The sequence below is a fragment of the Pedobacter psychrotolerans genome (assembly GCF_004340665.1).
Lineage (GTDB): Bacteria > Bacteroidota > Bacteroidia > Sphingobacteriales > Sphingobacteriaceae > Pedobacter > Pedobacter psychrotolerans.
The window spans coordinates 159,229-173,665 of sequence record NZ_SLWO01000005.1 but is presented as its reverse complement, the minus strand read 5'-3'; the positions used below and the strand labels follow the sequence as shown (position 1 = coordinate 173,665).

Annotated in this window: 12 protein-coding genes; 2 read left to right on the top strand and 10 right to left on the bottom strand. The window is 36.3% G+C overall.

The annotated features are described in order from the left end of the window. The first annotated feature begins 141 nt into the window (after positions 1-141). Complete coding sequence (locus tag EV200_RS13870) at positions 142-630, top strand: type I restriction enzyme HsdR N-terminal domain-containing protein (RefSeq protein WP_051666673.1); 489 nt, start codon at positions 142-144, stop codon at positions 628-630. A gap of 146 nt (positions 631-776) precedes the next feature. Here EV200_RS13870 and htpG read toward each other — a convergent pair whose 3' ends face one another. From htpG to EV200_RS13820, 10 genes are all read right to left on the bottom strand, one after another. Beyond that, positions 777-2,663 (bottom strand): molecular chaperone HtpG, encoded by a 1,887-nt coding sequence (htpG, locus tag EV200_RS13865; RefSeq protein ID WP_208864551.1) that lies wholly within the window; start codon positions 2,661-2,663, stop codon positions 777-779. A 354-nt stretch (positions 2,664-3,017) separates the two neighbouring features. Further along, positions 3,018-3,410 carry a response regulator gene (locus tag EV200_RS13860; RefSeq protein WP_132533610.1) on the bottom strand — a complete coding sequence of 131 codons (393 nt, stop codon included), beginning with the start codon at positions 3,408-3,410 and terminating at the stop codon, positions 3,018-3,020. Positions 3,411-3,522: 112 nt separating this feature from the next. Then, positions 3,523-4,386, bottom strand: coding sequence for an N-acetylglucosamine kinase (locus EV200_RS13855; protein WP_229676837.1), 864 nt, complete (start codon positions 4,384-4,386; stop codon positions 3,523-3,525). A 126-nt stretch (positions 4,387-4,512) separates the two neighbouring features. Further along, a complete protein-coding gene (locus tag EV200_RS13850; RefSeq protein WP_132533607.1) occupies positions 4,513-4,932 on the bottom strand; it encodes a hypothetical protein in 420 nt (139 codons plus the stop codon). Between the two features lie 74 nt (positions 4,933-5,006). Beyond that, positions 5,007-5,336, bottom strand: a complete 330-nt coding sequence (locus EV200_RS13845; RefSeq protein WP_132533605.1) for a hypothetical protein — start codon at positions 5,334-5,336, stop codon at positions 5,007-5,009. A 5-nt stretch (positions 5,337-5,341) separates the two neighbouring features. Further along, on the bottom strand, positions 5,342-5,755 hold the full coding sequence (locus EV200_RS13840) for a hypothetical protein (protein WP_132533603.1): 414 nt from the start codon (positions 5,753-5,755) through the stop codon (positions 5,342-5,344). Next, positions 5,721-6,527 carry a hypothetical protein gene (locus EV200_RS13835; RefSeq protein WP_132533601.1) on the bottom strand — a complete coding sequence of 269 codons (807 nt, stop codon included), beginning with the start codon at positions 6,525-6,527 and terminating at the stop codon, positions 5,721-5,723. The genes EV200_RS13840 and EV200_RS13835 overlap by 35 nt, the downstream gene beginning before the upstream one ends. Before the next feature lie 222 nt (positions 6,528-6,749). Further along, positions 6,750-8,060 (bottom strand): TolC family protein, encoded by a 1,311-nt coding sequence (locus tag EV200_RS13830; protein ID WP_132533599.1) that lies wholly within the window; start codon positions 8,058-8,060, stop codon positions 6,750-6,752. A gap of 1 nt (position 8,061) precedes the next feature. Further along, positions 8,062-11,172 carry an efflux RND transporter permease subunit gene (locus tag EV200_RS13825; RefSeq protein WP_132533597.1) on the bottom strand — a complete coding sequence of 1,037 codons (3,111 nt, stop codon included), beginning with the start codon at positions 11,170-11,172 and terminating at the stop codon, positions 8,062-8,064. A 2-nt stretch (positions 11,173-11,174) separates the two neighbouring features. Further along, the gene (locus tag EV200_RS13820) at positions 11,175-12,272 is read right to left on the bottom strand and encodes an efflux RND transporter periplasmic adaptor subunit (protein WP_132533595.1); all 1,098 of its coding nucleotides are present in this window, start codon (positions 12,270-12,272) and stop codon (positions 11,175-11,177) included. A gap of 327 nt (positions 12,273-12,599) precedes the next feature. On the opposite strand from EV200_RS13820, the gene EV200_RS13815 reads away from it, so the two are divergent. Then, positions 12,600-14,432 (top strand): M61 family metallopeptidase, encoded by a 1,833-nt coding sequence (locus EV200_RS13815; RefSeq protein WP_132533593.1) that lies wholly within the window; start codon positions 12,600-12,602, stop codon positions 14,430-14,432. Positions 14,433-14,437 lie beyond the last annotated feature (5 nt).

Below are 14,437 nucleotides of genomic sequence, written 5' to 3'. Positions count from 1 at the left end.
AATACAGGGTTTAGCACTTAAAATAGAGTTGGTTTTGCAAACAAACAGATGAACCGGATTACAGTAAAAGATAGATAAGCGAATATCGTATTCAACAATACCATATAAAAAACTGATACCTCTAAAAACAAACATACTATCATGGAACTTAAAGACGAAATAGGGCAATTTGCTGTCAGGATCAAAAAAATGCTCCCACAAGTTCAAACAGAAGACTTAACCAGAAATGCGTTGGTTTTACCTTTCATTCAAATCCTAGGCTTTGATCCTTCAGAAGTTCAATCTGAAGCAGTTTTAGATTTTGGTGTGAAGAAAAGCAAAAAGGTTGATTACACCATTATGAAAGATGGCGAACCAACCATATTGGTAGAATGTAAACACCATGAGGATAGTCTGGATATTCATGATTCACGTTTATCTAAATATTTCCGTAAAACAAAAGCCAAATATGGCCTATTGACAAATGGTTTGGTTTACCGTTTTTATACAGAGAAAATGGTTAGATCGAAGAAAAACCAAGAACCTTTATTTGAATTTAAATTAACCGATACAAAAGCAGCTACTATTGCTAAAATGATTGAAGAACATAAAGATTACTTCAATGTTGATCAAAAAAATGTAGCCAGCTAAACATATACTCATTAGTAATTTAACGTTCCCGAAAAATTCTACAGAAATTAAGTCCTGATTTATCAGGACTTTTTTTATGCCCATCTGTTTAAAACAAAAAAGGGAGAAACCTTTCGATTTCTCCCTTTTTTAAATCATTATATTCTTTAAATTAACGCTACACTTCTACTTACAAATGCAGTTAATTCAGCACCAGTTAACATGCCCTGGGCCAGAAGCGCTAAATCTACAGCTTGCTTAGCAAGATTACTTTGCTCTTCGCCTTCTGCCTTTAGAATTTTGCTAACCAATTTATGGTTACCATTAATGGCAACTTTATAGCTATCAGGCATCTGGCCATAAAAGCCCATTCCGCCACCCATAGCAGCCATATCTTTCATCCTCCGCATAAATTCATCCATTGTAATGGTAACAGGTAATTCATCAGGATTTAACGCAATAACCTCTACCTGCATACCAGGTTTAGTAATTGCTTTCTCAAAAATTGTAGTTACTTCCTTAACCTGATCTTCAGATAATACATGCTCATTCACTTCATCTTTCTCAATCAATTTGTCAGCAACACTAGAATCAACACGTTTGATAGATGTTTTTTCCAGTTTCTGCTCCATTTGGTTAATAAAGTGATTATCAATTGGTGAATCTAATACCAAAACATCATAATCTTTTTTATTAGCCGATTGAATAAATGCATCTTGTTTAGCTGCATCATTTGAATACAGATAAACTACGGTTCCATTTTTATCTGTTTGTAAAGGCGCAACTTTCTCTTTATACTCATTTAGTGTGAAGAGTTCGTTTTTAGTGTTTCCAACTAAAGCGAAGTCTTTTGCCTTATCATAGAATTTATCTTCACTGATCATTCCGTATTTTACGAATAAACCAATGTCTTTCCATTTATCTTCAAAAGCTTTTCTATCCTTAGTAAATAGCTCTGCTAATTTATCAGCAACCTTTTTAGTGATGTAGTTATTGATTTTTTTAACATTACTGTCTGCCTGTAAGAAGCTGCGGGATACGTTTAAAGGGATATCTGGTGAATCGATTACACCATGAAGCAACATTAAAAATTCTGGAACGATATCTTTAACCTCATCGGTAATGAATACCTGGCGGGAGTATAATTTGATTTTATTGCGTTGCATTTCGAAATCGTTTTTCAATTTCGGGAAATACAATACGCCAGTTAAGTTGAACGGATAATCTACATTTAAATGAATCCAGAATAATGGTTCTTCACTAAATGGATACAATTCGCGATAGAAGTTTAAGTAATCTTCATCTGACAAATCTGCAGGTGCTTTTGTCCAGATTGGATTAGTAGTATTGATGATGTTATCAACTTCAATATCTTTATACTTTTTCTTTCCTTCTTCGTCTTCGCCATCTTCTACAGATTCGGTTTTTGTACCAAACTGAATGGGAACAGGTAAGAATTTAGCATATTTATTCAGTATTTCCTGCAATTTTGATTCTTCTAAAAACTCTTCAGAATCTTTATTTACGTGAAGAATAATATCTGTACCACGGGTTGTTTTCGTGCCTTCAGTAATTTCAAATTCTGTGCTACCATCACAAACCCAACGGGCAGGTTCTGCACCATCCTGATAAGATAAAGTTTGAATCTCAACCAAATCAGCAACCATAAAGGCTGAGTAAAAGCCTAAACCAAATTTACCAATAATTTCATTGGCATCTTTAGCGTCTTTAAATTTCTCTACAAACTCGCTTGCACCAGAAAATGCAACCTGATTGATGTATTTTTTAATTTCTTCGGCGGTCATACCTAAACCATTATCGCTGATGGTAATGGTTTTAGCTTCTTTATCAACCGCTACTTTTACTAACGGTTGGCCTACTTCGCCATTAAACTGACCTAATGAACCTAGTCTTTTGATTTTCTGAACTGCATCTACTGCGTTTGAAACCAACTCACGAAGAAAAATCTCATTATCGGAGTATAAAAACTTTTTAATTATCGGGAAGATGTTCTCGGTATGTATCGAGATGTTTCCTTTTTCTTGTATGCTCATATGTAAATAATTGTTTAATCTACAATTGCTTATCAATGCCTGTTCCAAAGGGTTTTGTTTGCCAAAATGACAGCCATTACCATAAGTGTTCTGAAGATTATGATTAGTCAATTGAAAATTGCTATTTAATGGTTAACCACCCCTTGCCCCTCCTAAATCAGGAGGGGAGTTCCCCTCATAGCTGTATAATGTAAAGTGTTTCAACAACAAGATTGAGTTTAGATGGAGATGTATGCCTGGAATATTATCCTCCCAGTTGCGATCTTATGTTTGCCTTTACGCGATAAATGAGTAAACTAAAAATGCCAAAAAACGATTAGTCTTTTGGCATTAAATCAAGTATTTATTTCTATTTTAATTCAAATGAAAACTTGGTTTGTCTTCTTCTAAGGAAAGGATTTTGGTGATCTTTTTCAACAATACGTCCATTTGAAATGGTTTAGAAAGAAAATCATCCTGTCCATAATTTAATGTTGTAAAATCATTTTGATTATATAGGCCAGAGATTAATAAAATTGGAATTTTGGAAGTGCTTTCGATGGATTTTAACTGCTCACATAAAACACGTCCATCAATATGACCAAGTGATATATCAAGTAAAATCAAATCTGGTTTAAAACTCTCAATTCTATTAAATACTTCTTCACCATCGTTAAGCGACGATACTTTGAAGCCACCGATTTCCAGTATTAATTGTATGGTTTCTAAAACCTCAATATCATCATCTACTACCAGTATTCTTTTCATATGTTATGAGCCATTTAATTGCCGTTAAAATTATAACAAAATGTATCTTGTTAAGTTTACAATCTTAAGAATATTTTAACAATTAATTTATATCGAAAGATTTTTGGAGAGATTAACTTGCTTGTTGAACAATTCCTTCTTTGTGAAGTATAAAGTTGAAGAGCTCTTCGATGGGTTTTTGTAATATTTTACCTACTTCAATTCCATTTTGTTCTAAAACTTCAATCAGGGTTTCCTGGTAATAGTAGGCAATGGAGCCTACGAAATGGCATGGAACATCTTTATATTTAGGATAATCCTTAACGTTGGAGTCTACAAATTCCTGAAATCCGGTTCTTAAAATGTCTTGAATAAAAGGATGGTCACGATGGTTGGCCATAAAACGACTGAAACCAGCCAGATAAATGTTAGGGAAAGGTTTCTGGTAAACATTAGTGATAATTTGCTCCTTATCGGCAGGGAAAGCTTTTTTAAATTCAGCAGCCAGGCTTGTTGGCATTTTATTGTATAAATAAGCCAATAATACCTTTTTGCCAAAGAAGGTGCCTGAACCTTCATCACCCAGAACGTAACCCAGACCATGATGGCCATCATGGATTTTCTTGCCATCAAAATAGCAAATGTTAGATCCGGTTCCTAAAATGCAATTCAAGCCTTCGGCATTGCCGCATGTTGCATATACCGAGCCCAGCAAATCGTGATCTACGGAAATAAAGGCATTCTGAAAAACTTCAGATAATCCATTAGAAACTACTTCATGCTTATCTGGAGAGGAGCAACCAGCACCAAAAAAGTAAATTTCCTTTACCTGATCGGCATATTGTATTACCGTTTCATTTTTCGAAATTAACTTCGAAATATCCTGCTCACTTAAAAAATAGGGGTTTATTCCAGTGGTATTAAATCTTATGGTTTCGCCATTAAGATAACCCATCCAATCGGTTTTTGATGAGCCACTATCTGCAACAAGTATCATGGCAATAAATATAAATATTAATTGGAGAATATTATACTTGCAATAATTTCGTTACTTGCAATTAGGGTTGATTCCATATCAGTTTGCCTAATATTATTTGATCATTATACTTATAAACTTTAAATATTAATGTACAGGCATCGGTATATCTCTGCCAAAGTCTTTAATATAACGAATCAAACTTCTTATTTCGCAATCATTTAAGGTATCCATTTTAACACCCTTATACGAACCAGTATCAGCATACCAGCCTTTATGCTTTTTTGTAAATGTATAATCTAATAGTTTTAAGCTGTCCATTAAGGCCAATCCTTCAAATGTTGTCCATCCTTTATCATTTTTTCTCTCAACATCAGTTAACAAATGACAATTTGTACAGCCAAGGTTAGAGACAATTCTGCCGGCATCATATCTATAATATCTGCACGTGTCTATATCCTTCCTGACCATAATTTTTTTATTGGTTTTTGAATTCTGGCAACTCAAAACAAACAAGAATAATAAACTACTTAAACTTAGCTTTATTAAATTATAAACGCTTTTCATTATTAATTGGCTATTGGGATATCTCTACCGGCATCTTTGATATAGCGGATGATATTTCTTATTTCACAACTACTTTAGGTATCCATTCGGGAGGCTTTAAATGTACCAGTTTTGCTATACCAACCTTTATGTTTTTTAGTAAAAGCGTAATCAAATAATTTTAAGCTATCTATTGCTGCTAAACCATTAAAACTAATAAATCCCCTACCATCAAATTTTTCATCAATAGAAGCTAAATGACAATTCATACAACCTAAATTAGATATATTTTCACCTACATCGTACCTATAGAATTTGCACGTGTCTATAGAGTTTATATTTGCATTTTCATCTACATTGCGACAAGCAAATATTGATGTGAAAAGTAAACTACCTAAACTTAGCTTTATTATATTTGAAACCATTGGCATTATTGGCTGGGCATTGGTATATCTCTGCCAAAATCTTTAATATAACGAATCACACTTCTTATTTCGCAATCACTTAAAGTATCCATCCTAGCCGTTTTAAAATCTCCATTTTTACTATACCAACCTTTATGTTTTTTAGTAAATGCATAATCAATTAGCTTTAGGCTATCCATAGCTGCCAGGCCTCTCCATGTTGTTATGCCATAAACATCAATTTTATCTACATTAAACGAAACGTGACAATTTTTACATCCAAGGTTGGAAATAATTTGACCAACATTGTACCTGTAGTACCTACAGCTATCTGTAGTCCTCTTGACTATGCTATTTTTATGTTCTGCTGAGGGTTGGCAACTGAAAACTACTAAGACTGATAAGCTACCTAAACCTAGTTTTATTAAATTTGAAACCATTTATTGGGTTATTTAAAAATGTTTTTAATTGATTTACTGTATTAAGGTTAATATTGGATTGACTTACCTTTGTTATATCACCCAAATACTTCCTAATAAAATCAAAAATGTCTCCTCGTTCTGTGTCTGATATGATCTGCCCAGAGTTATCTCCTAAATGATACATTAATCTGTTTTTTTTATCTGGATCTTCAATATCATCTAAACTTAGGGTGTGAAAAAACTCATGTACACCAATGTATTTATTTTTTTTCCAACTATTATAGCTTACTGTAGCTGGTCCCCCCTCACCCTGAGTAAGCCCCCCTGAACTTTGCCTTCTACCATATTGATCGGTAAATTGATGGCCAATACTATCGACAACAGCTAATACAAAATCATTTCCCTTAAGCTGATTCAACATACTTATTTGTATCACGTTAACAATGAAATTGAAATTATAACGAATGGAATAAGTCCAGTTTTTACTTTTATCAAATATATTTTTAGCTGAATTATATTTAAACGTCCTGATTCCACCCTTATAACCACCACCCCTTAATTTTGCTGTCATCACTTGCTGGGTAAAAGTCATTAAATTATTTAAGCTTGGAGCACCATTTGTAGTAAGGTCTAACACTTTAAGTGTAATGGTAAAATCGCCGTATAAACTTAATTCACCACTTCCATTATCACTAATATGAAGATTTTTGGCTACAATACCGCCAGATAAAGGCTGGTTTTGCAGTATGGCCAGGTTGGCGCTTATGGCATGTACTAAATCAGTAGTCATGATAAGTATATTGGGTTTGTCAATATAATAATTAATTATACAACTTCACAACCAAATTTTTGTATTAATTTATGTTTGCTATGATTATTGCTTCTAAGGTTCGTATTTTCGCGAACCATTTATTAATGAATAGATTGAATTCAGGATAAAAAACCTGCGAAGTTCAGCGCACAAGAGTACAGACTTCGCAGATAAATTAATCTTAGTTTAACTGATTTTAAATTAATTCGACAAATCAATATTTCCGCTAATTTCTTTTAGTGTAGTTTCTGCTAATTTGGCTTGAAACTGCATTTCAATAAATCGGTTTTGTGCTTCGATGGCATTGCGTTGGGCCTCTCGTAATTCAAGCGGGGCAATACTTCCCAAACGATATTTGGCCAGGGTAATGTCTAAATTTTCTTTTGCCAGGTCTACGTTTCGTTGCTCTAACTTAATCAAATCTAAATAAGTGCTATAGTTTTGATAAGCCGTTAATAATTGTGAATTAACATCAAGCTTTGTTTTTTCGAAGTTGAGTTTTGAAGTTTCGATGTTGACTTTTGCATTCCGTTCATTCTGTCGTTGTAAAAATCCGTTGAAAATATTGAGGCTCGCTGTTACACCGTAAGTAAAACCATTCGCCGCAAATTTTTGGTTAAATCCTGTCGGACTGGTGCTGTTTGTTCGACTATAGCCTGAGTTTAAACTAACTACAGGATATCTTGCCCCGCGAACGGCTTTCAGATTTAAGGAGGCTATTTTTTGATTGATAAATGCATTTTGTAAATCGGGGTTTTGCTTTGCCGCTATTTCAGCTTGTTTGCTAAAGAGAATGCCGGTGTTAACATCAATATCATCTACTACCGAAAACTGACTGCTAATATCTCTAACCATGAGCTGGTTTAATCGAACCTTGGCTACCTGCAAAGCATTTTTGATCTGTAAAAAGTTAGAAGTATCTGTGTTATAATCTACCTGGGCCGTTAAAACATCAAGCTTTGATCCACGGCCGAGTTGCAGTTTAGTATTTGCAATATTGGTACGCAGAACGGAAACATCAATGGCACTATCAGCGGCTACCATTAACTGTTGCTGCCTCACTACATCATAATAGGCTGTGATCACATCCGAAACCGTAGTTAAAACGTTAAGTCTGGCTGTAATTTCGCCTTGTTTTTGGAGTTCTTTTAAACGATCATAATTGGCAAACATGGTAAAACCATCAAAAATGGTCCAGTTCAGGTCTGCACCTAAATCATTATTGGTACTTCTGGCGCCACGAATTACCCTGTCTTCACCAGTTACAGGGGTTTGTCGGGTGTTTTGAATACTTCCGCCATTGCTATATGTTCCGGCTATCGTTGGCAACATGCCCGCATTGCCTATGTTTGCATTGTTCCTTGCAATTGATAAATCATTCTTGCTGATTTTGATATCGTAATTATTTTGCAAAGCCACAGTAATTGCTTCCTGTAAACTAAGTTTTTCCTGTGCAAATCCGGAGATAGACAGGCTTAAAAGGATAATTAATGTTTTAATCTTTATGCTCATCTTAATGTGCTGTGTTTAAAGCTTCTTCTTCGAAGCGATGCGCATCTTTCAATTGTTTATTTGGTTTATAAGGCTTTGCCCAATAAGAATAGATGGCTGGGATAACAAATAGGGTAAGAATTAGTGAAAACATGGTACCTCCTACAATTACTGTTCCCATACTCATTCTGCTTTTCGCCGCTGCACCTAAAGCCAAAGCAATAGGAAGGGCACCAATGGCAATGGCTAAACTCGTCATTAAAATGGGGCGCAAACGGGAAACAGATGCTTCGCGGATCGCTTCCGGAATAGGAATTCCTTTTTCTTTCAACTGATTGGCAAATTCCACAATCAGGATGCCGTTTTTCGTCACCAGACCAATTAACATAATCGTTCCAATCTGACTAAAAATATTCCAGCTTTGGCCACATAACCAGAGGGAAAGAAATGCACCCGCAACAGCCATAGGTACGGTTAAGATAATGATAATCGGATCTTTGAAACTTTCAAACTGTGCTGAAAGAATGAGGTAAACCAATAATAAAGCTAAGCCAAAAGCAAAAAAGGTATTTGAAGAGCTTTCTTTAAAATCGCGGGATTCACCACTTAAATCCGTTGAAAAAGTTTCATCGAGAATTTTTGATGAAATGGCATCCATCGCATCAATTCCTTCACCTATACTTTTACCTGGTGCCAATCCTGCAGAAACTGTAGCGGCAATAAAACGGTTGTTACGGTATAACTGCGGCGGACTACTTTCTTCTTTTGCCGTTACTAGATTATCCAGCTGAACCAATTCGCCTTTATCACTACGTACATAAACCGAACTTAAATCTAATGGATCTTTACGGTCGCCACGATCAAACTGACCAATTACCTGGTATTGTTTGCCGTTCATAAAAAAGTACGAAAAACGTTGTCCGCTTAAACCTAAATTAAGAGTTTGAGCAATGGCGGAGATGGAAACCCCAAGATTTTTTGCCTTATCTCTATCGATGGTAAGGTTAATCTCAGGCTTATTAAATTTTAGGTTAACATCAGAAACGGTAAAGGTTGGATCTTTTGCCACTGCATCCATAAACAATGGGATTTTCTCCCGCAGTTTCTCGAAATTTTGTGCCTGAATAATATAACTGATTGGTAAGCCACCTCTACGGCCTACAGAAATAGTAGGTTGTTGGTTAACGATTGTTTTTCCTTCGCTGTATTTTTTGGTAATTCTGGTTAGCATATCAGCAATATCTTTCTGCGATCGTTCCCTGTCTTCAGGATTAACCAAACCCATTCTCACAAAGCCTGAGTTTACAGAACCAGAACCTCCAAAACCTGGTGAGGTAATGGTAATGTTCACATTTTTCTCTGGAACAGAATCGATTACCAACTGATTTAATTTCAGGATAAATTGATCTGTATAAGCAAATGAAGCACCTTCAGGAGTGGTGGCACTGATATTGATTGCACTTCTATCATCATAAGGGGCTGTTTCTTTCGGTAATAATTTCCAGAATAAAAAAATCAGTCCCATACAAACCACAATAATGGGGATAGAAAGCCAACGCCGATCTAAAAATTTATTGAGATTTGATGCGTATGAATCATTTAACTTAACAAAATAAGGCTCCGTCCAATTGTAGAACCTGGATGGCTTGTGTCCGCCCGGTTTCATTAAATAAGCATTTAACATTGGGGTAAGGGTAAGCGATACGAAAGCGGAAATTAAAACAGCTGCGCCAATTACAATACCAAATTCCCTGAATAATCGCCCGACAAAGCCCTGTAAAAAAATAACAGGTAAAAAAACTGCAGCCAATGTTATGGAGATAGAAACTACGGCAAAGAAAATTTCATTAGAGCCTTTAATCGCTGCTTCGAAAGGCGACATGCCTTCTTCAACCTTTTTGAAAATATTTTCGGTCACTACAATACCATCATCCACTACCAATCCGGTTGCCAGTACAATGGCCAGTAAACTCAAAACATTTATTGAAAAGCCAAAAGCATACATAATAAAGAAGGTAAAAACCAACGATACCGGGATATCAATAAGGGGCCTGAAAGCAATTGCCCAATCTCTGAAAAACAGATAAATAATCAGAATTACCAGCACGAGCGATAAACCAATCGTTTCGGCTACTTCTGTTACCGAACGCTTGATGAAAAGCGTATTGTCTAGCGCAACTTTTAGCTTAATATCTTTCGGGATATCTGCCTTTAACTTATCAAAACGTTTATAAAATTCATTACTGATGTCGAGGTAATTGGCGCCTGGTTGCGGAATGATAGCCACTGCAACCATTGGCTTGCCTGACTCCCTTAAAATAGTTTCTTCGTTTTCAGGACCTAGAACAGCATAGCCCACATCTTTTAATTTAATGACCTGGTTGCTGTCTGATTTTAAAATCAGGTTATTAAACTGGCTTTCATTGGTTAATTTTCCTAAAGTTTTAACCGTTAATTCTGTGGTGGCTCCTGTAATTTTTCCAGAAGGTAATTCAACGTTCTCATTATCTAGCGCCGTCACAATATCTTGTGAAGTAAGTCCGTAAGCACTTAATTTATTTGGGTCCATCCAAATCCGCATGGCATACTTCCGCTGACCTTGAATTTGAACACTACTTACACCCGGGATGGTTTGAATCCGATCAGCAATCACGTTTTCAGCAAAATCACTCAAATCCAATGTGTTTCTTTTATCACTTTGAATGGTCATGGATAAAATGGGATCGGAGTTTGCATCCGCTTTGCTCACCACTGGCAATCCATCAATATCTTTTGGTAGCGTTCTGCCTGCCTGCGAAACCTTATCGCGAACGTCATTCGCCGCCTCTTCGATATTTTTGTCCAGATTAAATTCAATAGTAATGTTACTGGTACCTTGATTACTGGAAGAGGAAATGTTCCGAATTCCATCAATAGAGTTGATTGATTTTTCTAAAGGCTCTGTAATCTGCGATTCGATGATATCAGAGTTGGCACCAGGGTAGGAGGTTCTAACGGATACCACAGTTGGATCAATGGAAGGATATTCCCTTACGCCTAAAAAGGTGTAACCGATGATGCCAAAAAGAACGATCAACAAGTTCATTACGATGGCTAGAACAGGCCTTTTAATACTCGTGGTAGAGATACTCATAATTATTGTTTAACCAGGTTAACTTTTACGGGAGCATCTTTTTTCAAAGCCATTGATCCGGTTGTTAATACCGTGTCGCCAGCCTTTAATCCGGATGTAATCACAATGTTTTCATCTGTTCGCGTGCCGGCTTCTACTTTAACTTCCTGTGCTTTTCCATTTTTCTGGATGTACACAATCTTTCCTTTTAAAACCGGAACTACTGCTTGGTTTGGAATCAATATGGCATCTTGTAAAGTGTTCAGCGCCAGTTTTATTTTGGCGAATGATCCTGGTAACAAAGCATTATCTGCATTTGGTGCCGATGCCCTGATTTGCAATGTTCTGGTGGTTGCATTAATTCCAGGTTCTATCGCATATATTTTTCCGGTGTTTTCCATTGTTGATCCATCCGTTGTAAATGTAATGGATGAACCGGATTTAATTTGACCAGCATATTTCTCCGGAATGGAAAAGGTAATTTTAATGGGATTGGTACTCACCAAATTGGCAATCACTGTTGCTGGTGTTAAATAAGTGCCTTCAGAAATGCTACGCAAACCAATTCTTCCAGAAAATGGTGCCCTGATGGTTGCTTTAGCCAATTGCGCTCTAACCAATTGCGACTGTGATTGTAATGACCTGAAATCAGCTAATGATGTGTCATATTCTTCCTGACTGATAGCGCCCTTTGCCAATAGTTGTTTTGCACGGTTTTCATTCGTTGCAGAAAGTTTCTGTTTGGTGATGGCTTCCTGTAATTGCGCTTGAATATCTCTGTCATTGATTTTAACCAGCACACTGCCTTTGGTTACATTTGTACCCTCTTTAAAATAAATACCAGTTACCAGGCCCGAAATTTCACTTTTTAAAACAACAGATTCATTGGCATCGATGGCTCCGGTTACTTCTAAATCATTATCAAATGAAGTAAGTTTCACTATAATGCCTTCAACAACCAGTGGAGCGCCTCCACCACCTCCTTTTGCGCCATCTCCGCCTTTCGCCTGAGCTCCACCGGCTCCTTTACCTTCTATCTTTTTATTGGCACTGATTCTGTAATATACGAGGTAGGCCAAGCCAATAGCCAAAACAGCATAAATGATATACCTTTTCTTCATGTTTATATTTGTGTCGTGCTTATCTGATCGTTAAAATAAAATTAACGCCTGATATTAGAGTGCAAAAATATTCAAATAGTTTAGTGTTAAATTTGTTGTACTAAGGATGTTACTTAGCTTTGAGTCTTCAGGTATGAGTGTGGTGTTATGCATTAATAATTCATTTTAGACTATGGGTGCTATACTTAAGACTTTGGACTCATGACTATCGACTCTCCATATTCATGACTTCAAACTAAAGCCTCACAACTATTTTACAGCCCTTTTTGGTTTTTAATTCGAAAACATAAGCAATAAATATAAATTTGTGGCAAATCACATTTAAATATGTTTATTAAAAAATCAATTTTAGGTTTAGTTTTAGTACTAACGTGTATTATGGAAGCGAAGGCGCAGGTGAAAATTGGCTTTGAAGTTTCTTTTAAAGAACCACAGGCACATTATGCTGAAGTTCAGATGGATATTTCTGGCTTGGCAAAAGATTATGTAGATGTTAAAATGCCCGTTTGGACACCAGGTTCTTATCTGATCCGTGAGTTTGAAAAAAGCGTGGAAGAATTTAAAGCTACTGCATCTGGCAAAGCCGTTAAGGTAGAAAAGGTGAGAAAAAATACATGGCGAATTTTTTCAGCTAAAGCTGCTCATATTAAAATAAATTATCGTGTTTATGCATTTGAAATTTCCGTGCGTACACCATTCATTGATGAATCACATGCTTTCTTATCTCCTACGGGAATTTTTATGCATCCCGATGGCATGATTAAATCGCCAAGTACAGTTAAGATTATTCCTTTCAATACCTGGAGTAAAGTATCTACAGGATTGGAGCCTGTTGCAGGCCAGCAATTTACTTATCATGCTACAGATTTTGATATTTTATATGATAGCCCAATTGAAGTTGGTAACCAGGATGTTTTCGAGTTTATGGCAGCAGGTGTTCGTCATGAAGTAGCCATGTATGGCGGCGGAAACTACGATAAGGAAAAACTTAAAGTAGATATGGCTAAAATTGTAGAAGAGCCTACTAAAGTTTATGGAGAAAATCCCAATAAACATTATGTTTTTATTGTTCACAATTTTCTAAGAGGTGGCGGGGGCTTAGAGCATTTAAACTCAACCACATTAGGGGCTACCAGAAATGCCTACAATACGGAGGCTGGTTATAAAGGTTTTCTGGCACTTGTAGCTCATGAATATCATCATCTGTGGAATGTGAAGCGTTTACGTCCGGTAGCGCTGGGTCCATTTGATTATGATAACGAGAACTACACCACTAATCTTTGGGTGGCAGAAGGTTTTACTTCCTATTATGAAAATAAATATATGCACAGGGCTGGCTTTAATGATGCGGCAAAATTTGTAAATGATTTAGCAGGTGCGGTAGGTACGGTGGTGAACACGCCAGGAGCCAAATATCAATCGGCAGCCTCATCCAGTTATGATGCCTGGATTATTGGCTATCGCCCGAATGAAAACTCCAGGAACAATTCCATTTCTTATTACAATAAGGGTGAGGTAGTCGGTATTTTAATGGATCTGGAAATTATTAATGCCACAAAAGGAGCCAAAAGTCTTGATGACGTAATGAAAGCCATGTACTTGCAATGCAAAACCCTTAAACGTGGTTATACAGATGCGGAGTTTAAGGCAATGGTAGAAAAAGTTGCTGGAATCAGTTTTACAAATTTCTGGGCAAAGTATGTGAATGGAGTAGATGATGTGGAATATCAGAAATACTTTAAGCTGGCTGGTGTAGATGTTACGACAGAAAATGCTACTCCTGAAAAACCAGTGAGCGGTGTGAATGGTCAGCTAACTAATGCCGGAACCATCAATGTTACTTCAATTACCAGAAATTCTGCTGCATGGGATGCTGGTTTAAATGTTAACGATGAAATTATTTCATTGGATGATAAAATAGTTAATGATGCACTTGAATCCATCAAATTACGAAGTGCGATGCTTTCTTTAGAAGTTTTGCCTTTGGTGACCAAGAAAAAAATTGGTGATGTGTTGAAGTTAAAAGTAATGCGTGACGGTATAGAGAAAGAAATTTCTTTAACATTAAAAGAAAATCCAAACGTACGTTTAAAGGCTACTATTAATGAGAATGCTACACCTGAACAAAAGGCGGTTTTTGCCAAATGGCTAGGGGAGTAAATTTG

Excerpts from the sequence above, each read along its gene's own strand:
- EV200_RS13870 (WP_051666673.1), top strand. The coding sequence starts at position 142 with ATGGAACTTAAAGACGAAATAGGGCAATTTGCTGTCAGGATCAAAAAA.
- htpG (WP_208864551.1), bottom strand. The coding sequence starts at position 2,663 with ATGAGCATACAAGAAAAAGGAAACATCTCGATACATACCGAGAACATC.
- EV200_RS13860 (WP_132533610.1), bottom strand. The coding sequence starts at position 3,410 with ATGAAAAGAATACTGGTAGTAGATGATGATATTGAGGTTTTAGAAACC.
- EV200_RS13855 (WP_229676837.1), bottom strand. The coding sequence starts at position 4,386 with ATGATACTTGTTGCAGATAGTGGCTCATCAAAAACCGATTGGATGGGT.
- EV200_RS13850 (WP_132533607.1), bottom strand. The coding sequence starts at position 4,932 with ATGAAAAGCGTTTATAATTTAATAAAGCTAAGTTTAAGTAGTTTATTA.
- EV200_RS13845 (WP_132533605.1), bottom strand. The coding sequence starts at position 5,336 with ATGGTTTCAAATATAATAAAGCTAAGTTTAGGTAGTTTACTTTTCACA.
- EV200_RS13840 (WP_132533603.1), bottom strand. The coding sequence starts at position 5,755 with ATGGTTTCAAATTTAATAAAACTAGGTTTAGGTAGCTTATCAGTCTTA.
- EV200_RS13835 (WP_132533601.1), bottom strand. The coding sequence starts at position 6,527 with ATGACTACTGATTTAGTACATGCCATAAGCGCCAACCTGGCCATACTG.
- EV200_RS13830 (WP_132533599.1), bottom strand. The coding sequence starts at position 8,060 with ATGAGCATAAAGATTAAAACATTAATTATCCTTTTAAGCCTGTCTATC.
- EV200_RS13825 (WP_132533597.1), bottom strand. The coding sequence starts at position 11,172 with ATGAGTATCTCTACCACGAGTATTAAAAGGCCTGTTCTAGCCATCGTA.
- EV200_RS13820 (WP_132533595.1), bottom strand. The coding sequence starts at position 12,272 with ATGAAGAAAAGGTATATCATTTATGCTGTTTTGGCTATTGGCTTGGCC.
- EV200_RS13815 (WP_132533593.1), top strand. The coding sequence starts at position 12,600 with ATGTTTATTAAAAAATCAATTTTAGGTTTAGTTTTAGTACTAACGTGT.